Raw genomic sequence first — 20,586 nt, 5'->3', positions numbered from 1 at the left:
TCAGCTCTGCACCGTCGCCGACGGTTCCGCCGCACCCGCGAACGTCACCGGTACCGCCGTCGTGAGAACGACGTCGCCGTTCGCGGCCGACTCCTCCTGGAACAACACCCAGCCATCGCCACCGTTCGGCTGTGCGAAGGCGATCTGCCCGGCGAAGGGGCGCAACGCGTCACCGCCGCCGGTCACGAACCCGCGACCGATCCCGACCCTGTTCCTGTCGGTGATCACCCGCACGGTGACGTTGCCCTCGAACACGTGCGCCCTTCCGCTGACGGACACCGGCGAGCGAAGCACGTCACCGCTCTTGGGCGTGTCGACCTGGATCACGTCCGCACGGGTGCCGGTCACGGCCCACCGGTCACTCAACCGCTGCAACGACACGACGGTCGGCAACGTCGTGACCGGTCTGGTGTCGTCGTTCGGGCTCGCCGGGTAGCACACGAGCTCGGCCAGCCCGTTGCCGGTGCGGTGGAACGGCCCGCCGAACACCACCCGCATCCCCGCGTACTGGATCAGGAACAACCTCGCCGCGGCCACCGCCTCGGCCTCGCCGCCCACTCCCGGCGGGGTCAGCTGCAACCACTGGTAGAACGACGCGACGTCACCGTCGAACGAGTACACGGTGGACTTCACCGTCGGGAACTGCCGCAGGGTGGTGTCGAGCTCGGCGAGCAGTGCCGTGCTTCCGAAGCTGGAGCTCGCGTTCGGGATGACGGTGCGGAAGTCGTGGAAGTCCACGTACGCGACGCCGTCCGCCACCCGCACGCTCTTCAGGGAGCGCGCCGTCGCGGGCACGAACATCGACCAGTAGCCGTCGGCCTGTTCCGCCGCCGCAGGTCCCGGCAGCAGCTCGTTCAGCGCGGCGGTCGCGACCGCCGCCGTCTTCGGCACCGAACGCCGCACCGCGACGACCTTGCCCGGATCACCCGGCGTGCCGCGGTGGAAGTACACGAGCAGGTTCGTGGTCTCGGCACTCGGCGAGGCCGGTGGGGAGGTCGGGGTCGTGGAGGCCGGCGCCGCCGGTTCCGTTCTGTTGCCCCGCAAGGTGATCAGCACGGCGACGAGTCCCAGGACGACGGCGGTGGCGGCCACTCCGGCAATGACGATCTTCGTTCGTCTGGTCATGTCAGGCCGCCGCGAACGAGCGCAGAACCCGGGCACCGGACGCAGTCAGCACTGCCGGCGCCGATGTACCGGCGGCCGCTTCGCGCGCAGGGCGGAACAACCCGCCCGTGAACAGCTCGACCGTGGCGGTGAAGTCACACCACAGGCCATCCACGCTCAGGCTGGGGGTGCGTCCGCACACCAGCTCGCCACGTCCGTCCGCGATCGCCTGCAGCATGGCCCGGTGCCTCGCCGTGTAGCCGTCGGTGGTCATTTCGCACCCCACTCCTCCGCGTTCCAGGCAGCTGAGGAGAGCCTGCTCTCAGTCACTTCCCGGGACGCAGAACCCAAGGTGGGCATCGGTCAGGGACCATTGCCGCGAACACGGCGGACCTCGGTCTCTGCCGGCAGCGCGAACCGGATCGGGACGCTGGACCCATGAACACCGGACTGCCTTCGGTTCCGCTCGGGCGGCTGCGCGGGATCGCGGTCGGCGCGCACTGGTCGACCCTCGTGGCGGTGATGGTGATCGCCCAGGTGGTCGCGATGTCCGTCCTCCCGCAGGCGGCACCGGGCCACGCGGCGGTCGTCTACTGGATCGCCGGTGTGGTCTCCGCACTGGCGTTCATGCTGTCGCTGCTGGCGCACGAACTCGCACACGCCCTGGTCGCGCAACGGTTCGGCGTCGGGGTCGACCGCATCGACCTGTGGCTGCTCGGCGGCGTGTCGCGGCTGTCGTCGGCGCCGCGCAGCCCGCGAGCCGAGTTCCTGATCGCCGTGGCCGGTCCGGCGACCAGCGTGGTCGTCGCGATCCTCGTGGGCGCCGTCGGCACCGCGCTCGGCGCGTGGGGCGTCCCCGCGCTCATCACCTCTCCCCTGCTGTGGCTGGCGATCACCAACGGCGTGCTGGCCGTGTTCAACCTGGTCCCCGCCGCACCGCTGGACGGCGGCCGGGTGCTCGCGGCAGCGGTGTGGTGGCGTACGGGCGACGAGCATCGCGGCACCAAGTCCGCGGCCGTCGCGGGCCGGGCGTTCGGTCTGGTCCTGGTGGCGTTCGGGCTGATGCAGGTGTTCGCCGGCGCGCTGTCCGGGCTGTGGCTGGTGCTGCTCGGTGCCTACCTGACGGTCAGCAGCGCGGCGGAACAGTCCGCGAACGAGATGACGCACCAGCTCGGCGGCGTGCGGGTGCGGGACGTCATGACCCCGGATCCGCCCGTCGCGCCGGGCTGGTGGACCGTGCGGGCCTTCCTGGACGGCCTCGTCTCCGGTCCGCACCGGCTGGTGTTCCCGGTGGTGTCGTTCGACGGGACCGCTGTGGGTGTCATCGGTCTCGCGGAACTCGCCCGCGTGCCGGACCCCCTCAACACCCGGATCGGCGACGTGTGCCGGACCCCGTCCGGGACGGCGGTCGCGTCCCCCGACGAGCAGCTGCTCGACGTGCTCGGCCGCGTGCCGCTCAAGGAGGGACGGGATGTCGTTCTCGTCCTGCGCGACCAGCGTCTCGTGGGTGTCGTCGGACCCGAGGACGTGGCGTGGGCGCTCGAACTGTCCCGCAGCGTGCCGATCGGTCATCACGAGGTGCCGTCATGAGGTTCGGCGATCGCGCTCAGGCAGGACGCCTCCTGGCAGCGCGCCTCGGCCACCTGCGTGACCGGAACGTCGTCGTGCTGGCCGTGCCGCGCGGTGGCGTTCCGGTGGCGGTCGAGGTGGCGAGCGCGCTCTGCGCCGCACTGGACGTCGTCGTGGTGCGCAAGCTCGGACTGCCGTTCCAGCCGGAGGTCGCCGCGGGCGCCATCGGCGAAGGCGGGGTGCGCGTGCTCGACCGTCGCGTGCAGCGGCTGTCGGGCGTCACCAACGCAGAACTCGCCACCGTCGAGCACGAGCAACGCCGTGAGCTCCTGCGCAGACTGCGCCGCTACCGCCTGTCGCGGGCAATCCGGGTCAAAGGACGCACGGTGATCGTCGTCGACGACGGTGTCGCCACGGGCGCCTCCGCGCGTGCCGCCTGCCAGGTCGCCCGCGCACGTGGTGCCGCCCGCGTGGTTTTCGCGACACCGGTGTGCCCACCGGACGTGATCAGCCTGCTGCGCCAGGACGCCGACGAGGTCGTGGCGGTCACGACACCGCCGGAGCTCGACGCGGTGGGCCGGCACTACGACGACTTCCGCCAGGTCAGCGACGCCGAGGTCATCCGTGCGCTCACACCGCCCGCCACGAGCTCGCCTCCCCTCGGCCGCGGCGCGCGGCAACGCTCGATCGAGGTGCCGGTCGGCCGCGTGCGGCTGGAGGGCGACCTGGCGGTGCCGGATCACCCCATCGCGAGCGTGGTCTTCGCCCAGGCCGGTGCCGGCGCCGGGCACAGCTCGCGCACCCGCCACCTCGCGGCCGAGCTGAACCGCGCCGGGGTGGCGACGGTGCTGGCCGGGCTGCTCACCCACGAGGAGGAGCTCGACCGCGCGGCCGTGTCCGACGTCAACCTGCTCGGCCACCGGCTGACCGCCGTCACGAGATGGGCTCGTGGCGAGGCGAACCACCGGCTGCTGCCGGTCGGATGCTTCGGGATCGGCAACGGTGCCGCGGCCGCGCTCAGGGCCGCCGCCGATCCGCGCAGCGACCTGTGCGCCGTGGTGAGCCTGAGCGGGCAGCTGGACCTCGCCGAGCCGTGGCTCGGCCGGGTGCGCCCGCCGACGCTGCTCGTGGTCGGCAGTGCGGACGAGCGTGGCATCGCGCTGCACGAGCGCCTCGTGCCACGGCTGCGGTGCGAGCGCCGGCTCGTCGTGGTGCGCGGCGCGAACGAGCGGTTCGAGGAGCCGGACGCACTGGACACCGCCGCCCGGCTGGCCCGCGACTGGTTCACCGGTCACCTGACGTCGTCCGCGAGGCCCAGTGCATGATCGCCGCGCGGTGCTGCGAGCCGCGTGCGCGCAGACCGGGTGCGGCTTCGGCTTCGTCGAGCAGTGCCGGTGGTGCCTGCGCGGCCGCGGCGGTGGCGCGGCGAGGTGCTGACCGAACGAGGCGACCTGCGTGACGCCGTCGACACGGCAGTGGCCGACGGCCCCGCACACATGACCGAAGGTCACTGCCCCGCGGCCACGCGCAGCGAGATCGTGGTGGTGGAAGGGAGAAGAAGCATGTCCATCGAACAGAAGTCCGAGACCCGCCTGCGCGGCGACGCACTCGTCGAGAAGGCCAAGCAGCTCATCCACGAGGGCAACGTCCGGCGTCTGATCATCAAGAACGACAAGGGACACACCGTGATGGAGGTCCCGGTCACCGCCGGCGTGGTGGCCGCGATCGCCGCGCCCGTCGTGACGGCCATCGGTGCCATCGCCGCACTCGCGAGCGACTGGACCATCGAGGTCGAACGCCAGGGAGAGCAGCTGTGAAACCCGTCCGCCTCTGGGTCGGGCTGGTGCTGCTCGCGCTCGGCGTGTTCGGCATCCTCGACGCGGTCGGCGTGCTCGACTCCGGTCCGGTCATCGCGAACTGGTGGCCCGCGGCCGTGGTCGTGCTCGGCCTCGTCGCCATGGCCGCTGAACGGCGGGTGTCGCTCGGGCCGGTCGTGATCGTCGTGCTCGGCCTCGTGCTGCTCGCGGGCACGCTCGACTGGACGACCGGGAATCTCCTGCTGCCCACGGTGCTCGCCGGGGTGGGCGTCGCGGTGCTCGTCGGCCTGCGCCGGCACCACGGGACCCGCACTCCCGTCGCGATGTTCGGTGGTGCCAGCACGAAAGAGCGGTCGAAGCACCTGCGGCACGCCGACGTCTCAGCCATCTTCGGAGGTGCGACGCTCGACCTCCGTGAGGCGCACATCGACACGGACGCGGACGTCGACGCGTTCGCGCTCTTCGGCGGAGTCGACGTCCTCGTGCCGGAAGGCTGGCGCGTGTCGGTCGGCGGCCTGCCGTTCATGGGCGGCATCGACGACAAGACGAGCAACGACGAGCGCGAGCTTCCCGACGACGCGCCCGTCCTGACCGTGAACGGCACCGCGCTGTTCGGTGCCGTCGTGGTGGCGAACCGGCCGAAGGAGTGACCATGGCGGTGACCGCACGGCAGAAGCAGGCGCTGCACGCGCTGACCGCGCGAGGAGTGCTGTCAGCAGAGCAGGAAGAGGCGGTGGTCGCGGCTCTCGAGGACACCGCCGCACCGCCGCGGATCGCCGACCGCCTCGCCGAGGTCACCGCCTACCTCGGCGGCGGCCTGGTGCTCGGCGGCGCCGCGCTGGTGCTCGGGGTGTCCTGGGAGGACCTGACCCGGCTCGCCAGGGTCGGGGTGCTCGGTGCCGCCACCGCGGGTCTCGTGGTCGCCGCTTTCGCGGTGGCGGGCGGGATGTCCGCAGTGCGGTCCGTCGCGCATCGCCGACGTCGTGTGGTCAGCACGTTGTTCTCGCTCGCTGCCGTGACCGCGGCGTTCACCGCGGGCACGGCAGCGAGCTCGCACCAGTTCGTGGTGGGCACCACGACGGGTCTGCTCGTGGCGGTCGCGGCCTACGTCCTCGTCACCACGGCGTTCGCATACCTGGTCCTGGCGGCAGGAGCGATTCTCACGGTCATCGCGTGGATCACCGAACTGGCGCCCGACAGCGCGCTCCCCAGCGGCGCCGCGTTGTTCGCGCTCGGGCTGGCCGGACTGTTCCTGTCCCTCGTGGACGTTCTGAGGCCGGCCCAGCTCGCGCTCGCCGTCGGTGCCGCCACGGCGCTGTTCGGTGCACAGCAACCGCTGGGAGGCGATGCCCCGGTCGCCTACGCGCTCACCGCCTGCCTCGCGGTCGTCTGCTTCGTCATCTACTTCGGTGTGCATTCAACGGTTCTGCTCGTCGCAGGTGTGGTCGCGACGACCATCGTCGTGCCGGAGCTGGTGTGGGACCTCACCGATGGCGCGGTGGGCGGTGGGGTGCTGCTGCTCGTCGCCGGTGCGGTGCTGCTCGCGACGAGCCTCGGTGGCAGGTGGATGCGTCGCACGCAGTGAGTTGGCCACTTGAACAGGCGTCGTGTTCGATCCTGACGAGCTCAGGCCGGGGACGCGCACGGCTGCACCACGACGGAACGCACCCCCGGCACGGATGCCGCGAGATCCCTCGCGGCCAGCTCCTCGTCGTGGTTGTGGAACACGCCCAGAACCGTGGCCGCGCCACCCAGCACGACGACGTCCCACGGGCGAGCGCCAAGGTTGTCGCACAACAACTTGCTCACTCTCGCCGCGTTCACCTCGTCTTGTGGTGTGAGCGCGCGCAGCAGGTCCTCCCGGCTCACCACACCGACCACCACGCCGTCGCAGACCACCGGCAGTGAACGGTAGTGGTGGCCGAGCAGCTGCCTGGCCACCTCACCCACCGGCATGTCGGCGTCCACGGCCACCGCGCACGGGTTCATCGCGTCCGCAACCCGTTGTGCGGTGCGCCGCGTCCTCAGCTGCTCGCGCAGCAGGTCTTCTCCGGAGACCACACCGGCCAGCTCGCCGTTGTCGCCGATCACCGGCAGAGCGGCGAATCCGTGCTCCGCCAAGAGGGCCGCGGCCTTCTCCACCGTCGTCCGCGGTGACACCGTCAGCGCCGGAGCGGACATCACGTCGAACGCGCGCACCCGAACCACCTCCAGGTCAAGCTGTTCACCGACGCTACGGCGTCGGTCCCGCCGGGGCGGCGGACGTGTCGTCACGCCGGGACCGTCCGGCAGTCAGTGCGGCCGCCAGCATCAGTGCCAGCCCCAGCAACACCATCACGCCGCCACCGACGATCAGGCCGATCGAGACCGGCCGCAGCGCGGGCACCTCGGCCTGCGCCGCGAGACGGGTGTCGACCACCCGTGAGCGGTCGGCGTTCAGCACCACCGCGGTCCAGTTGCCCTGCTCGGCCCGCCAGGTCACCTGGCCGGTGCCGGAGGCCGCCCAGAAGTTCTGCGCGGCGGGATCCGCGGGCGCACCGCCGCCGCGGTGCAGGTAAGTCACCCGCGACTGAACCATGCTCACCTCATCATGCTCCACATCGGACAGATAACGCGTGACGTCGTCCGTCCTGGCGATGCCGATGAAGACGTCGTCGTCCGCCTTCACCCGGACCTCGCCGAGCCAGCTGTCCGCGAGGCCCCAGTCCGCGTCCGTCCAGCGCAGTTCCACCGTGCCGAACTCCAGCGCGTAGCCCGTGCCGTGAAACGACTCCGAACCGGTGCTGAGGAACCCCGCCGCGTCGCGTTGCGTCGAGTCCGCCCAGAGCCCGAACCCGCCGGTGCCGCCGATCGCGCCACCGGTCATCAGCAGCAGCGCCCCGATCACCACCGAGACCACGCGCCCCGGTGTCCAGCCGCGGTGCTCAGGGGCGGGCTTCGGCGCCTGGTCGATCGTCGTCGTGGCGGGTTCGTCGCCGCCGGTGTCGAACCGGAACGGCGGGTAGGCGTCGGTCATCAGCCCGGCGTAGGCGGCCACGCGCAACGCCCAGCGGTCCATGCCGAGCACGAAGTCGAACAGGCTCTTCGGATACCGGCCGGTGAAGAGCAGCGCCACCCCGGCGAAGAAGACCAGCAGACCGATCAGGCCGCCGCCCGAGTTGCGGATCGTCTCGCCTGCCTGGTAGGTGACGTACGTGCTGCCACCGACGAAGAACCCCACGATCAGGTAGTGCGGGATCGCGAGCAGCCACCACTTCACCAGCACCAGACCGCGGGACAGGTGCTCCGGGTAAGCGATGTCGAGCGTCGCCGGGTAGTCCGGCTCGGCGCCCAGGCTGAACGGCGGATAGCGGTCCGTCGCCAGCGCCCCGTAGGTGTAGTAGGCCACGCGCCACGACCAGCGCAGCACGCCGGCGTTGAAGTCGAACAACACCCGCGGGTAGCGCCCGGTGAACAGGATCGCGAAGAACGCCACCACGCTGAACACCGCGAACCCCACCCACAGGAACACGAGCACCAGGTAGTGCGGAATCGCCAGGAACCACTTCACCAGCCACAACCACCGGCTCAGGCCGGAGTCGAGCCGCGCGTGCACGTGCACCGGATAGCCGGTGGCTGCCGCAGTCATCGCTGCCTCCCTGCTTCTTGTCGCTCGGCGGGCGCTGGATCGCCGGAGTCGACCCGGATCTCGACCACCGGTGGCTGCCGGAGCGTGTTGTGGACGGTGCAGTGGTTCACGACCGCCTGCAACGCCGCTTTCTGTTGCGGTGTGAGCGAAGCGTCGACGTGCACCCGGACGCGGATCGCGGCCACCCGAGCCGGCCGATCGGCCGCCATCTCGTACTCGGCGTGCACGGCGTGCCCGTCCTCTGGAAGTTCGTGCCGACGCAGGTACGTCCCGCAGTAGTGCGCGACGCACGTCGCGAGCGATGCCACGAACAGTTCGATCGGTGACGGCGCGCGATCGCTTTCCGGTTGGTCGGTGTGCAGCTCGTGGGCGCGAAGCCGGATCGCGTACTCGTCGTCGCGGACGTGCCGGACGGTGAGGCGGTGCGATCGCGTGCTCACGAGGTCTCCTTGACCACGACGACCGGACAGCTCGCGTGGCGCACGCAGTAGGCGCTCACCGACCCCAGGAGCAGCTCGGCCGCCGCGCCGTGTCCTCGGTTGCCCACGACGAGCATCCGCGCGTCCCGGGACATCTCGACCAGCAGCCTCTTCACGTCACCTTCGATGAGAACCCGCCGCAGGTCCACGTCGTCGACATCCGCCGTCGCCGCGTCGAGCACGGACCTGTTCTCCGCCTCGATGCCGGCCGGGTCCAGCCCGGCCTCAGCCGCTCCTGGAGTCATCATCACGCCGTAGTCCATGTGCCACACGGAGACGGCGTCGATCGGGCAGTCGTGCCGGCGCGCTTCCTCAACGGCCCAGCGAAATGCCGCCGCGCCGGCCGCGGACCCGTCGACGCCGACCACGATCGGACGAAGTTCGCTGTCGCTCATGTACTTCAGCGTCTCGCGGAGCGTGCCCACCGGTCAGTGGCCCGGGGCCCGCCCTGCTCGGGACCTTCGTCTCTCAGGAGGCGACCATCGGCACGGTGCCGGCGAGTGCGAGGCCGAGGATTGCGAGCCCGCCCACGCGGCGAGCGTTGTCGATGAAGGGACCCTTCCTGAACCTGGGGTGGATGAAGGGTCCCTTCATCCACCACGACAAGGGCGGCGAGTCGTGCCCTGCTGGTCACCGGACCGGGTTTCCGAGTAGCTCTTGTCGTTCGTCGGGTTGATCCACGCCGAGCAGATCGGCTGGAACGCGGGTGGCGGTCAGGTCGCGCTGGGCTACCTGTTCTTCGCCGTGGTCTGCGCGGTGTTCGCATCGTTCCACCGCGATTCGACGTCCGGCGGCGAGCCGCAGCCGGCCGCCACGGACCTGATCGACGCCAAGCCCGCGGCAGCCGCCTCATGAACACCACCAGCCCGGTCGGGGGGCGGCGGGGGCGGCGCCCCCGGGCCCCCCCGCCCCGGCCGCCGACGACCCAGCCGTGCACGCCGAGGTGTCGGCGGCCTTCGCACGCTACGAAGCGGCACTGCTGGCCGGCGACCACGCCGTGCTGAACGAGTCGTTCTGGGCCAGCCCGGCCACCGTCCGGTTCGGCATCGCCGACCACCAGCAGGGCATCGACGAACTGCGCGCGTGGCGCGCCACCCAGGGACCGCTCGACGGCCGGGACACCCGGATCACCACCTTCGGCACCGACACCGCCGTGGTGACCACCCTGTTCCGCTACCCCGGCCGGCCAGTCGTGGGCCGGCAGAGCCAAACGTGGGTGCGGATGCCCGCCGGCTGGCGAATCGTCAGCGCACACGTCTCGGAGATCAGCACCGAGATCGACTGGCAGTTCCGCCCCTGAACCGTCTACAAAGGACTTCCGCCGGTGTCACCTGCTCGACCGGCTTGACGTTGTCCGGCACCAGCGGGGTTCGCCGATCGACGACCAGACGGCGGCAGCCCTGCGGGAGCTGTAACCCTCCTGCGTATCGACACATGTGAGTGTCCAGACGGAGTGGGAGGAGGTTTGATGCGCAGAGCAACGGCCGGGATCGCCATCGCCCTCAGTGGCCTGGCTGTCGTCAGCGGTGTGATGGGTGGCATCGCGCAGGCAGGTGCCCGGAGGTGCGGCCCGGCGGTGAAGACGAACGGCGTCGGCACGCTGGGCACTTCGTGGAAACTGAAGTCCCAGTACGACGACGACGGTCCGGTCGGCAATCCGTTGGTGGCGGGCGAGGAGTTCGAGATCGCCACCGCCGTCGGGCAACACTGGTCGGTGTCCTTCGCGGACAACGGTGTCGGGTTCTTCAGCAACCCGGATGACGTCTCCACGGCAGAGGGGATCAGGGAGGTCCATCCGAACCCGACCAAGCACAACCAGACCAACCGCATGTCGGTGCACGCCAAGCGGTTGGACACCGGTGAGACCATCGACGGCTTTGTCGACCTGCCCTTCGCCCCGCCGGACTGCGGCTGAGCGCCCTGCCAGAGGTCTTGCCCGCAACCCGTCTGCCGGGCAGTTACGTGGATGAAGGGCGCCTTCATCCACTGAACCAGACGGCGGGTTGCTCAGCTGACTTCCGGCTACCTGCTCAGAGGAGGAATGGCGGCGGGGTTGTCGATGAGCGTCATGGCACCGCTCGCGGGAAATCCCGCCGCCGGCAGCCGCCCCGTACCCCGACCGACCACGGAGTGCCAGGGGGCGGCCCCTCTCACCGCTGCTTCTCACACCGGCCGTTGCGGCACCAGGACCTCGACGTTCCCCGCGTTCTCCCGGACCTCCAGCCGGGGCAACGGCGGCGGAGCGGCGGGCAGCTGGTGGAACGCGACCGCACCGTCCACAGTGAACGCCGTGCGGTGGCACGGGCAGTTCAACCGCGGAGCCGCCGTGTCCAGCGCGAGCCTGCACCCCAGGTGTGTGCAGATTCCGGACACCGCGCGCACCTCGCCACCGGCCCGTTGCACGAACCCGGTGACCGTGCCGAGGTCGAACGGCCGCACCGCGCCCTCCACCAGGTCAGCGGACGACACCACAACCCGCCACTGCCCGTGGTCGGGCACGATGGTCGCCTCTTCGGTGGGGAGAGACGGGTGGACCAGGTGATCCACGGTCGCACCCAGCACGGCGGCGGCCGCGGCCACCGAGGTGGTCTGGACGAACCTGCGGCGGTTGTTGACCTCGGGTTTGCCCTCCGCCTCGGCCGCGAGCCGGGCGCCGAGCCTGGCCACGAACTCCTCGTCCGGCCGATCACCGCCGGGCCGGGCGGAGTTGAGCAGGATCGCCGTGCGGATGTCGGCCGCGTCGTCCTCGGTGGTCTCGGTGCGGCGGACCCGTCGCCGGGCGAGCATGTCCTCGACGAACTTCCACGCAGGGCTCACGTCCGCATCCCCTCCGCCACCGCCGTCGCCTGGCGCAAGGCTCTGTGCTGCAACACCTTCGCGTTGCTGACACTGATCCCCAGCTCCACCGCGGCCTCCTTGATGGAGCAGCCCTCCAGGAAACGCAGCTGCAGGATGCGCCGGTGCCGGTCGGGCAGCTCGGCCAGGATCTTCTCCACCTCGGATGCGCCGGTGTCCTCCGGGGGCGGGTCGTCGGTCAGCAGGCCGACGTCCCGTTCCTCGTCCAAGGTGGTGATCTCCCGGCCGAGGGTGCGCCGCCAGAACGTGGCCAGAACCGTGCGTGCGGTGGCCAACAGGTACGCGCGAACCTCCCCCACGCTCGCTGAGGCGTGCATGGGCCGCAAAGCGGTCACGAACACCTCCGTGGTGAGGTCCTCGGCATCCGGTCGGTTGCCCACCTTCGCGTACATCAACCGGTAGACGCGCTCGACGTTGTCCCGGTAGATGGCATCCCAGTCCGGGTACGCGTCCATGTCGACCACACGCAAGCGCGGCGGATCCTGCTCGGCGTCTGCGGGCGCGTCGTACCGGGCGCGGAACCGTTGAGCCACGTGTGTCACCCTCCCCACCCCTTGCCCATGGATACGCAGCCGGGTTACACGTAACCTCCGCCCGTATCCCTTGCGTGACCACACCACTTTCCCGCAGGAGCCTTCTTGTCATCGGCGGCACGACTGCCGCGCTGGCCGTCACCGGCCTGCCCGTCCTCGCCGAACCGGCCACCAGCACGCCGGTCATCGCCTGGAACCGCACGTTGTTGCGGATCGTCCGAGCTCCCGGGGCACATCCCGCCACCGTGCATCCCACGCGCAGTTTCGCGATGATGCACGCGGCCGTCCACGACGCCGTGACCGCCACCCGGTCGCACGAGGCCGCCGCGGCCCAGGCTGCGCACGACGTGCTGGCGAGCCTGTATCCGGCGATGGCCGCCGACTTCGCCGCCCAACTGGCCCGTGAACTGGCCACTGCTCACGACCCGGAGCCCGGAATCCGCGCCGGCAGGCAGGCCGCCCGGCAGATCCTCCGCGCACGCGCCAACGACGGCTCGACGGCCACCCCACCCGCGATCCCACCAGGCGGCGAACCTGGCCAGTACCGCCCGACCCCGCCCGGGTTCGCGCCGGCTGTGTTCACCCACTGGCCGGCCGTGCGGCCGTTCGTGCTGGTCCGGGCCGATGTCTTCCGGCCAGGCCGGTACCCGGACCTCACGAGCGCGCGGTACGGGACCGCCGCGAACGAGGTCGCTTCGCTGGGGCAGGACACCAGCGCGGCTCGTACCGCCGACCAGACCGCGCAGGCGAAGTTCTGGGCCGCGCCGATCTGGAACTACTGGAACGAGATTGCCCAGTCCGCACTGACCACCGTCTCCACGGCGAAGGCCGCGCGGGTGTTCGCCCGGCTCAACCTCGCGTTCGCCGACGCCGTGATCGCCTTCTACGACGCCAAGTACCACTACCGGATCTGGCGGCCGATCACCGCGGTCCGGCTGGCCGACACCGACGGCAACCCGGCGACCACGGCCAACCCCGCCTGGAACAGCCTGGCGACCACCCCGGCCGACCCGGCGTACCCCGGCGCGCACAGCGTGATCTCCCAAGCGGGCGCGACGATCCTGCGGCACGAACTCGGCGCTCACCAGATGCTGTCGGTGACGTCCGAGGTGTCGCCGGGCACCGCCCGGCACTTCCAGACGTTCCAGCAGGTGGCCGACGAGGCCGGGGAAAGCCGGATCTTCGCCGGCGTGCACAGCCGCATCGACCACATCTCGGGCCAACGCATCGGATCGGACGTGGCCCGCGTCGTGGTGAGGAACGTCCGGTGACGTTCAACGGCGAAGGGGTCGACCTGACCACGGGCTGAAGGGCGATCTCACCGGGCTCGACCACCTCAGCGGTTCCGGCATCGCGTTGTCGCCGCAGGCGATGGAGCTCGCGGAGGGACGTGACCGCGTCGTTTACCGCCCGGCCGATCCGTGCAACCTCTTCCCACAGGACTCAGGGGAGGAGTCGCCATGTCCTTCGGCCGCGGTTCGGGCGCGGTGGCGCTCGGAGCCGGTGTCAGCGCAGGTCTCGTCTGGGGTCTCGCGTTCGTGCTGCCGGACCTGCTGACCGGGTGGTCGGCGGTGGCCGTGACGGCCGGCCGGTATCTCGCCTACGGGGCGCTGTCCCTGGCGCTGTTCGTCCTGGGTGGCGCGGCGGTGCGGCGGATCGCCCGGCGGCACTGGCTGGCCGCCCTGGGATTCGGCATCGCCGGCAACGCCGGGTACTACCTGCTCCTGGTCGTCGGCATCCAGACCGTCGGCGCACCGGTCACGAACATGGTGATCGGTTGCATCCCGGTGGTGATGGCGCTGGTGGGCAACCGGGTGTCGAGGCTGTGTTCCTGGCGCAGCCTGGCGCTGCCGGTCACGCTGGTGGCGATCGGCCTGGTGGTGGTGAACGGGCTGGAGATCTCCGGTGCCCAGGCCACTGAGCCGACGTCGGTGACGACGAAGGTGTTCGGCCTGCTCGCGTGCGTTGCCGCCGTGGCGCTGTGGACCTGGTACGGCATCGCGAACGCCGAGTTCATGGCGAACAACCCCGATGTGCCCGCCGGGCAGTGGGCCACGGTGGTCGGTGTCGCGACCGGCGCCGTCACGGTGGTGGCGCTGCCGCTGGCCGCGGTGGCGGGGCAGTTGAGCGTGGCACCAGGGGGCACGGGGGTCGCGGGGTTCCTGGTCGTCGCGATCGTGCTGGGCGTTCTGGTGTCGTGGGTGGCGACGTGGCTGTGGAACGCCGCTTCCGCGAAGCTCTCCCCCACCGTTGCCGGGATGCTGGTGAACGTCGAGACGTTGTCCGGCTACACCTACGTCTACGCGGCGCGGCAGGAGTGGCCACCGCTGGGTCAGGTGCTGGGGTTCACGCTCATCATGGTCGGCGTGGTGCTCGTCATCCGCGTGCAGCAGCAGGCGGCCGCCGCACAGCCCGTGCCGGCCGGCCAGGCCTGATCCCGCGGACGTCGGCGGGGGCGTGCCTTGAGAGCACGCCCCCGCCGTGACGGCGTTCAGGTCAGCCCGCGTACGAGGCGACCCTGGCGGGCAGCGTGGCCCGCATCGACCGGTCGAGCTTGGCCACCAGTTCCTCGCAGTCCGCGGCGGTGATGACCAGCGGGGGCGTCAGGATGACGGTGCTGCCCGCGGTCGACAGCAGCAAGCCCTCCGCTCGGCAGCGCAGGCGCAGGTCGGCCACGGTGCCGGCGTCCGCGTCGAGGTCGACGCCGATCATCAGGCCCCTGGCGCGCACCCTCAGCACGCCGTCCAGCTCCGCCAGCGCCCGCTCCAGCTGCGCGCCCCGCTCGCGGACACCTGCCAGCACGCGGCCGTCCGCCAGCTCGTCGAGGACGGCCAGTCCCGCGGCGGCCGCCACCGGGTTGCCGTCGCCGGTCGAACCGTGCGGCAGCACGACATCGGGCCGCGCGGTAGCCGCGGCCAGCACCTCGGCGGTGGTGGCGATCGCGGCCAGCGGGACGTAGCCGGAGCTGATCCCCTTGCTCAGCAACAGCATGTCCGGCCGCAGTCCGAGCTCTCCGGTGACGGTGAGCGCGCCGGTGCGACCGAACCCGGTGGACACCTCGTCGATCACGAAGTGGATGCCGTGCTCGTGGCACAGGCGCTGCACCTCGGCGAGATAACCGGGCGGCGCCTCCACCACACCGGTGCCCAGCACCGGTTCGAGCACGATCGCGGTGATCCGGCCGGGGCCGATCCGCTCGACCTCGGCGCGCAGGTGGCCGAGGTCCCACGGGCGCACGTGGTGCACGCCCGGCGTGAGCGGTCCGTGCAGCGCGTGCACCTCCGGCTCGCCGGTGATCGCGGTGGCCAGGCCGCCGATGCCGTGGTAGCCGTCGAGCTGGGCCACCACGTGCGTGCGGTCCGGGTCGCCGGCGACGATGCGGGTGAAGCGCGACAGGAAGACCGCGCCCTCCACGGCCTGGGCGCCGGTGGTGCACAACCGCACGTGCCGCAGGTGCTCCGGCAGCACGGCGACCAGGCGCTCGGCGTAGCGCAGGGTGATCTCCGCGGGCTGGTCGTGCCGGATCGACTGGGCGACCGGCAGCGTCGCGAGCTGGCGGGACACGGCGTCGGCGACGGCCCGGTTGTCGTACCCGAGGCTCGCGTTCCACAGCGCCGACCGCGCGTCGAGGTACTCGCGGCCGCTCGCGTCGGTGACGTGGCAGCCCCGGCCGGACACGAGCGCCCGGCCGCGCACCTCCTCCGACGAGGTGTCCCTGGTCAGTGCGCTGAACCACAGCGCGGTGGTCTCGCTCATCGTTCCTCCTGGCTCAATGTGACGACTTGAGCGCCGCGGCGAGCAGGCCGGGCAACTCCGGGGACGGCAGGAACGCCGCGTTCCACAGCGCCACGTGGCGCAACCCGTCGGCGACGGGAAGGTCCCTGGTGCGGTCGAGCACGGCCTTGACGCCCGCGACGGCGGCGGGCGGGTGCCCGGCGATCTGCCGGGCGGTGGCGAGGGCGTCCTCCCGCAGCGCGCGTGCGTCGGGAGCGACCCTGGTGACCAGCCCCAGCGCCAGGGCCTCCGGCGCGCCGACGTCGCGGCCGGTGAGGGCGAGCTCCCTGGTGGCGGCCGTGCCGATGACGTGCGGAAGCCGTTGCAGGCCACCGAGATCGGCCACGATCCCGAGCCGCACCTCGCGCAGCGAGAAGGACGCCGAGGCCGAGGCGAGCCGGATGTCGCACGCCGACGCGAGATCGAGGCCCGCGCCGACGCACGGCCCGTGGACGGCGGCGATCCACGCGAGCCTGCTGCGGTTGACCGCGCCGAGCGCGTCCTGCATCGACGTCGCCTCGGCGAGCAGCCGCGCGGGCAGGTCGGTGCCGCGGGCGAGCCTGCGGTAGTGCGGGAGGTACCACCGCAGGTCGAGGCCGCCGCTGAAACACTCCCCCGCGCCCCGCAGCACGACGGCCCGCACGTCCGCGTCCGCGTCGAGCGCGGCCACCAGCGCGGGCAGTTCCGTCCACACCAGACCGCCCATCACGTTGCCCTCACCGGTGCCGTCGAGCACGACCTCGGCGACACCGCCGCCGGCGTGGTGCACCGAGAACGTCCGGAAGTCCACTGGCAGCCCTCCTGAGCAGATAGCCCGTCCGGTGAGGTGGATGAAGGGTTCCTTCCTCCACCTGGTGTGGATGAAGGCGCCCTTCATCCACAAACCTCTCTCCTAGCCGAGTGCGCGGAACGCCCGCTGGTGCAGCACCAGCGGTGAGCTGGCGGTGTCGACCTCGTGCCACAGCGGCACGCCGACCAGCAGCACGTGGTCGCCGTAGACGAGCTCGTCGCGCAGGTCGCAGACCATCGCGGCGGCGGCGCCGGCCAGCAGCGGCACGCCGTGCACGACGTGGGCCGGCACGTCCCGGAAGCGGTCGGCCTGGGCACCGGTGGCGAAGCGCCCGCACAGGTCCGCCTGCCGCGAGCACAGGACGCTCACGCCGAACAGCCGTGATCTGCGGATGGCGCCGAGGGTGCCGCTGCAGGTGGCCAGCGAGACCAGCAGCGTCGGTGGCCGGACCGACAGCGAGATCATCGCGTTGACGGTGCACCCCACGGGGGTGGCACCGTCGCCGGTGGTGATGACCGTGACGCCGGTGGGCCACTGGGTCATGAAGTCGCGGAACTCGGTACCGGCGGCGAGCCGGTCCTGGGTGCGCATGGCGTCCTCCTCCAGCGGCCGTCAGACGCCGGCCGCTTGGTGTTCTGGTTGCGGCGGCAGGTGTGCCAGCGACCGCTCGATGTCCTCGTCGGTGACCACCACCTCCTCGTCCACATGACCATCCAAATAGGACCGATAGGAGCTCATGTCGAACAGGCCGTGCCCGCTGAGCGAGAACAGGATCACCGGTGACCTGCCGTCGCGGTCGGCCTTGGCGGCCTCGACGACGGCGCCGTGCACGGCGTGCGCGCTCTCGGGTGCCGGTACCAGGCCCTCACTGCGGGCGAACAGCACGGCGGACTCGAACACCTCGCGCTGCTGGTAGGCGGTCGCCTCGATCAGGCCTCGGTCGTACAGGGCGCTGATCACCTTCGCCGTGGCGTGGTAGCGCAGACCGCCCGCGTGCATCCGGGGCGGAGTGAACCGCGAGCCCAGCGTGTACATCTTCTGCAACGGGTTCTGCTCGGAGCTGTCGGTGAAGTCGTACGCGTACCGGCCCCTGGTGAGCTTCGGGCACGCGGCGGGCTCCACCGACACGCACCGCACGTGGCCCTGATCGCCGCGCAGGAACGGGAAGGCGAGCCCGCCGAAGTTGCTGCCCGCGCCGAGCCCGGCGATCACGACGTCCGCCCGTTCACCGCACTCGGTGAGCTGGTCGATCGCCTCCAGGCCCATGACGGTGTTGTGCAGCAACGAATACGTCTCGCCGCTGCCCGCGCAGAACCGGGTGCCGGGCTCGCGGGTGGCCTCCATCGCCTCGGCCAGCGCGATGGACAGGGTGCCCGCGTGCTCGTGGGCGAACCGGCGGCCCGCCGCGGTGCCGTCGCTGGGGCTCGCGATCACCTCGGCGCCCAGCATCTCCATGATGGTGCGACGGTGCGGTTTGTTCTCCAGGCTGGTGCGCACCATGTAGACCACGCACTCCAGGCCGAACAGGTGGCACGCCGTGGCGACCGCCGTGCCCCACTGTCCCGCACCGGTGGCGACGGCGAGCCGCTTGGCGCCGGCCGCCCGGTAGTAGTGGGCCTGGGCGATGGCGGTGTTGAGCTTGTGGCTGCCGGACGGGTTGCCGCCCTCGTACTTGTAGTAGATGCGGGCGCGGGTGCCGAGCGCCTGTTCGAACTCGGTGGCGCGGCGCAACGGCGTGACGCGCCACTGGGCGTAGCGCCGGGCGATCTCCTCGGGGATCGGCACCCAGCGCTCGCGCGTGACCTCCTGACGGATCAGGCTCAGCGGCACCTGCGGGTCGAGCCGGGCGTCCTCGGGCCGCGCGGGCGGCGGCAGGTCCGGCGGCAGCTCGAAGTCGAGGTCGGCGAGGACGTTGTACCAGGCAGTGGGCGGTGTGGTCACCGGATCTCCTCGTGGTGGGACGGCCGGACGGCCAGGGCGAGGGCGCAGGGCGGTTCGGCGTCCACCCGGCGCCAGCGGATGTGGCGCCACCGGCCCTCGCGCGCGTCGGGGTGGACCGGGATGCGCCACGGCAGGTCGGCCAGCCCCATGCCGGTGGCCTTCACGCACGCTTCCTGGACGGCCCAGACGCGGCTGAACGCGCAGGCCGCGTCGGGCCGGGCGAGCACGTCGGTCGCGTGCGGGCCGCAGCAGCGGTGGACCAGTCCGCGGTGCAGCGGTTCGGGCGGCTCGGCGACGTCGACGCCGATGTCGCCACCGGTCCACACGGCCGCGGCGGTGTGGCGGTCGGTGTGCGAGACGGAGACGCCGATTCCGGGCAGCAGCAACGGCTTGCCGCGGCCGGTGGTCCGCAGCGGCCGGGCCGCCGCACGGTGGCCGAGCACCATGGCCACGAGTTGCCTCAGCAACGACCGTCCGCGCAGGAACTCGTTGGCGCGCAACGGTCCCATGCCCTCGGCGGCGGCGTGCTCGGCTTCGTCGGCGAAGCTCGTGCCGGTGGCGTCCGCCGGGACGACCGCGACGTGCGCCGGCCGCAGTCCCGGACCGGCGGGCACGGTCAGGACGGGCACGGTGAGGGTCGTGGACGCGGTCACAGCGCCAGCCCCACCCCGCGGTCGACCAGCACCAGCGCCCCGTTGGCCCCGAGCAGCCGGTCGTTCGCGTAGTTCAGCGACGCCGACCTGAGGTCGCGGAACAACCGCTCCAGCGGCAGCGACGCGTCACGCAGGTAGCCGTGCCGCAGGCCGACCACCTCGATCAGGGTGTCCACGACGGCGAACGAGCGTTCGGCGGCGTGCACCTTCAGCCCGTTGAGGCGCAGTTGCACGTCGGGCGCTTCCGGATCGGGCGCGAGACCGGTGTCGCGCACCACCTGCGCGAGGAGCGCGGCCGTGGTGTCGAGGTCGAGCCGCACCCTGGCCAGCCGGGCGCGCAGCAGGTCCGAGTCGAGGGCGAACTGCTTGCGGCCGACGGGGCTGCGCACCAGCTCGAGCACGGCCCGCAACGCCCCGCGCGCGGCACCGAGCCAGCACGACGCCCACGCGATGTGGCCGACCGGGACGAACGTGCGCAGCGCCACCTCGCGGAACCCTCCCGCGCCGCCGACGATCGCGCTCTCGGAGACCACGCCGGACAGGTGCAGCGGTCCGCTGTGCGTGCCGCGCATCCCCATCGGGTCCCAGGAAAAGCCCTCGGCGTGCGTGACGGTCAGCTGCGCGCGGTCGGCGTAGACCAGCGACACCTCGGCCGGCTGCGCCGATTCGGAGTCCTTCATGGTGATCAGGAAGCCGTCGGCGTCCGAACCACCGGTGACGATCGGCGCGTCGCGGTCGACGTGCACCCGGCCGCCCTCGCGGCGCAGTGGCGCGTGGGCGCTGAGCAGGTGGCCGCCCTTGACCTTCTCGCTGGTGACCGAGGCGACGTACACCTCACCCGCGGCGAGCCGGGGCAGCAGGCCGGCCCGCAGCTCCGGACCCGCGTGCACGGCCAGCGCCGCGACCTGCTGGCAGTGCATCGCCCAGATCATGCCGGTGGACAGGCACTCGCCGGACAGCTCGGCGGCGACGCGCACGAGGTCGTCCAGTCCGCCGCCGAGCCCGCCGTGCGCCGTCGGCACCAGCAGGCCCATCAACCCGCAGCGCCGCAACGCTTCCAGTGGTGCGGTGGGGAACGAGGCGTCCGCGTCGACCCGCCGGGCGTGTTCGCGCAGCACCGGCAGCACCGCCGCGACCCGGTCGCCGATCTCCTGGCGCGCGGCCGGCCGGGCCTGGGTGGTCGTCACGACGTCCCCACGGCGGAGTCGTCCACGGCCCGGCGCAGACTTTCGGCGGTGGCGAAGGTGTCGCCGGTCATCATCTCGTCCGGCAGCACGACGCCCAGTTCGTCCTCGAGGTCGAACAGCAGCTCCACGGCCTGCATCGAGTCCAGGCCGAACTTCTTGAGCGGCGCGTCCTGCGGCAGTTCCGCGCCCTCCGGCAGGTTCTTGAGGTGCCGGCGCAGGACCGCGTCGAAGGCGTTCTCTTCCACGGTTTTCGTC

At 71.7% G+C, this 20,586-nt stretch carries 25 protein-coding genes; 10 read left to right on the top strand and 15 right to left on the bottom strand.

All coding sequences use genetic code 11. The annotated features are described in order from the left end of the window. Positions 1 to 1,125 (bottom strand): Gmad2 immunoglobulin-like domain-containing protein, encoded by a 1,125-nt coding sequence (locus ABZV40_RS34265; protein WP_355451158.1) that lies wholly within the window; start codon positions 1,123 to 1,125, stop codon positions 1 to 3. Position 1,126: 1 nt separating this feature from the next. Further along, entirely contained in the window at positions 1,127 to 1,378 is a 252-nt protein-coding gene (locus tag ABZV40_RS34260) for a hypothetical protein (protein WP_355451155.1), read from the bottom strand. Positions 1,379 to 1,542: 164 nt separating this feature from the next. Here ABZV40_RS34260 and ABZV40_RS34255 point away from each other — a divergent pair, with 164 nt between their 5' ends. The 5 genes from ABZV40_RS34255 to ABZV40_RS34235 all read left to right on the top strand — a co-directional run bounded on the left by ABZV40_RS34255 (position 1,543) and on the right by ABZV40_RS34235 (position 6,075). Further along, positions 1,543 to 2,694 (top strand): site-2 protease family protein, encoded by a 1,152-nt coding sequence (locus ABZV40_RS34255; protein ID WP_355451152.1) that lies wholly within the window; start codon positions 1,543 to 1,545, stop codon positions 2,692 to 2,694. After that, positions 2,691 to 3,998: a phosphoribosyltransferase family protein gene (locus ABZV40_RS34250; RefSeq protein WP_355451149.1), complete on the top strand. Its 1,308-nt coding sequence runs from the start codon at positions 2,691 to 2,693 to the stop codon at positions 3,996 to 3,998. The genes ABZV40_RS34255 and ABZV40_RS34250 overlap by 4 nt, the downstream gene beginning before the upstream one ends. Before the next feature lie 72 nt (positions 3,999 to 4,070). Continuing rightward, complete coding sequence (locus ABZV40_RS34245) at positions 4,071 to 4,490, top strand: DUF4342 domain-containing protein (protein ID WP_355451146.1); 420 nt, start codon at positions 4,071 to 4,073, stop codon at positions 4,488 to 4,490. Next, positions 4,487 to 5,140: a LiaF domain-containing protein gene (locus ABZV40_RS34240; RefSeq protein WP_355451144.1), complete on the top strand. Its 654-nt coding sequence runs from the start codon at positions 4,487 to 4,489 to the stop codon at positions 5,138 to 5,140. The genes ABZV40_RS34245 and ABZV40_RS34240 overlap by 4 nt, the downstream gene beginning before the upstream one ends. 2 nt (positions 5,141 to 5,142) lie before the next feature. After that, positions 5,143 to 6,075, top strand: a complete 933-nt coding sequence (locus ABZV40_RS34235) for a hypothetical protein (protein ID WP_355451141.1) — start codon at positions 5,143 to 5,145, stop codon at positions 6,073 to 6,075. A 41-nt stretch (positions 6,076 to 6,116) separates the two neighbouring features. On the opposite strand, the gene ABZV40_RS34230 is transcribed toward ABZV40_RS34235, so the two are convergent. Genes ABZV40_RS34230 through ABZV40_RS34215 form a run of 4 tightly spaced genes read right to left on the bottom strand, consistent with a single transcriptional unit; the run spans position 6,117 to position 8,992 of the window. After that, positions 6,117 to 6,689 carry a CBS domain-containing protein gene (locus ABZV40_RS34230; RefSeq protein ID WP_355451138.1) on the bottom strand — a complete coding sequence of 191 codons (573 nt, stop codon included), beginning with the start codon at positions 6,687 to 6,689 and terminating at the stop codon, positions 6,117 to 6,119. A gap of 34 nt (positions 6,690 to 6,723) precedes the next feature. Then, on the bottom strand, positions 6,724 to 8,118 hold the full coding sequence (locus tag ABZV40_RS34225) for a DUF4389 domain-containing protein (RefSeq protein WP_355451135.1): 1,395 nt from the start codon (positions 8,116 to 8,118) through the stop codon (positions 6,724 to 6,726). Then, entirely contained in the window at positions 8,115 to 8,558 is a 444-nt protein-coding gene (locus ABZV40_RS34220) for an OsmC family protein (protein ID WP_355451132.1), read from the bottom strand. The genes ABZV40_RS34225 and ABZV40_RS34220 overlap by 4 nt, the downstream gene beginning before the upstream one ends. Further along, on the bottom strand, positions 8,555 to 8,992 hold the full coding sequence (locus ABZV40_RS34215; RefSeq protein WP_355451129.1) for a universal stress protein: 438 nt from the start codon (positions 8,990 to 8,992) through the stop codon (positions 8,555 to 8,557). The genes ABZV40_RS34220 and ABZV40_RS34215 overlap by 4 nt, the downstream gene beginning before the upstream one ends. A gap of 262 nt (positions 8,993 to 9,254) precedes the next feature. Here ABZV40_RS34215 and ABZV40_RS34210 point away from each other — a divergent pair, with 262 nt between their 5' ends. The 3 genes from ABZV40_RS34210 to ABZV40_RS34200 all read left to right on the top strand — a co-directional run bounded on the left by ABZV40_RS34210 (position 9,255) and on the right by ABZV40_RS34200 (position 10,512). Then, the gene (locus ABZV40_RS34210) at positions 9,255 to 9,452 is read left to right on the top strand and encodes a hypothetical protein (RefSeq protein ID WP_355451126.1); all 198 of its coding nucleotides are present in this window, start codon (positions 9,255 to 9,257) and stop codon (positions 9,450 to 9,452) included. 76 nt (positions 9,453 to 9,528) lie between these two features. Next, positions 9,529 to 9,897 (top strand): AtzH-like domain-containing protein, encoded by a 369-nt coding sequence (locus ABZV40_RS34205; protein ID WP_355451123.1) that lies wholly within the window; start codon positions 9,529 to 9,531, stop codon positions 9,895 to 9,897. 168 nt (positions 9,898 to 10,065) lie between these two features. Next, a complete protein-coding gene (locus tag ABZV40_RS34200; protein ID WP_355451120.1) occupies positions 10,066 to 10,512 on the top strand; it encodes a hypothetical protein in 447 nt (148 codons plus the stop codon). Between the two features lie 248 nt (positions 10,513 to 10,760). Here ABZV40_RS34200 and ABZV40_RS34195 read toward each other — a convergent pair whose 3' ends face one another. Further along, a complete protein-coding gene (locus tag ABZV40_RS34195) occupies positions 10,761 to 11,414 on the bottom strand; it encodes a Rieske (2Fe-2S) protein (protein WP_355451117.1) in 654 nt (217 codons plus the stop codon). After that, entirely contained in the window at positions 11,411 to 11,986 is a 576-nt protein-coding gene (locus ABZV40_RS34190) for an RNA polymerase sigma factor (protein WP_355451114.1), read from the bottom strand. The genes ABZV40_RS34195 and ABZV40_RS34190 overlap by 4 nt, the downstream gene beginning before the upstream one ends. 74 nt (positions 11,987 to 12,060) lie before the next feature. Here ABZV40_RS34190 and ABZV40_RS34185 point away from each other — a divergent pair, with 74 nt between their 5' ends. Further along, positions 12,061 to 13,257 carry a vanadium-dependent haloperoxidase gene (locus ABZV40_RS34185; protein WP_355451111.1) on the top strand — a complete coding sequence of 399 codons (1,197 nt, stop codon included), beginning with the start codon at positions 12,061 to 12,063 and terminating at the stop codon, positions 13,255 to 13,257. 189 nt (positions 13,258 to 13,446) lie between these two features. Further along, complete coding sequence (locus ABZV40_RS34180; RefSeq protein WP_355451108.1) at positions 13,447 to 14,421, top strand: DMT family transporter; 975 nt, start codon at positions 13,447 to 13,449, stop codon at positions 14,419 to 14,421. A gap of 61 nt (positions 14,422 to 14,482) precedes the next feature. On the opposite strand, the gene ABZV40_RS34175 is transcribed toward ABZV40_RS34180, so the two are convergent. The 7 genes from ABZV40_RS34175 to ABZV40_RS34145 form a co-directional block, all read right to left on the bottom strand. After that, complete coding sequence (locus ABZV40_RS34175; protein WP_355451105.1) at positions 14,483 to 15,742, bottom strand: aspartate aminotransferase family protein; 1,260 nt, start codon at positions 15,740 to 15,742, stop codon at positions 14,483 to 14,485. 13 nt (positions 15,743 to 15,755) lie between these two features. After that, positions 15,756 to 16,550: an enoyl-CoA hydratase-related protein gene (locus ABZV40_RS34170; protein WP_355451102.1), complete on the bottom strand. Its 795-nt coding sequence runs from the start codon at positions 16,548 to 16,550 to the stop codon at positions 15,756 to 15,758. Between the two features lie 102 nt (positions 16,551 to 16,652). After that, positions 16,653 to 17,141, bottom strand: a complete 489-nt coding sequence (locus ABZV40_RS34165; RefSeq protein WP_355451099.1) for a flavin reductase family protein — start codon at positions 17,139 to 17,141, stop codon at positions 16,653 to 16,655. 21 nt (positions 17,142 to 17,162) lie between these two features. Further along, a complete protein-coding gene (locus ABZV40_RS34160) occupies positions 17,163 to 18,491 on the bottom strand; it encodes a TrpB-like pyridoxal phosphate-dependent enzyme (RefSeq protein ID WP_355451096.1) in 1,329 nt (442 codons plus the stop codon). Continuing rightward, the gene (locus tag ABZV40_RS34155) at positions 18,488 to 19,144 is read right to left on the bottom strand and encodes a 4'-phosphopantetheinyl transferase superfamily protein (RefSeq protein WP_355451093.1); all 657 of its coding nucleotides are present in this window, start codon (positions 19,142 to 19,144) and stop codon (positions 18,488 to 18,490) included. The genes ABZV40_RS34160 and ABZV40_RS34155 overlap by 4 nt, the downstream gene beginning before the upstream one ends. Next, positions 19,141 to 20,331: an acyl-CoA dehydrogenase family protein gene (locus ABZV40_RS34150; protein WP_355451090.1), complete on the bottom strand. Its 1,191-nt coding sequence runs from the start codon at positions 20,329 to 20,331 to the stop codon at positions 19,141 to 19,143. Before ABZV40_RS34150 ends, ABZV40_RS34155 begins: the two co-directional genes overlap by 4 nt. Next, entirely contained in the window at positions 20,328 to 20,576 is a 249-nt protein-coding gene (locus ABZV40_RS34145) for a phosphopantetheine-binding protein (protein ID WP_355451087.1), read from the bottom strand. The genes ABZV40_RS34150 and ABZV40_RS34145 overlap by 4 nt, the downstream gene beginning before the upstream one ends. Between the last annotated feature and the right edge of the window lie 10 nt (positions 20,577 to 20,586).

Origin of the sequence: Lentzea sp. NPDC004782, assembly GCF_040609115.1 — a bacterium.
Lineage (GTDB): Bacteria > Actinomycetota > Actinomycetes > Mycobacteriales > Pseudonocardiaceae > Lentzea.
The sequence above is the reverse complement of the archived record's forward strand: the minus strand, read 5'-3'. Positions and strand labels throughout refer to the sequence as shown.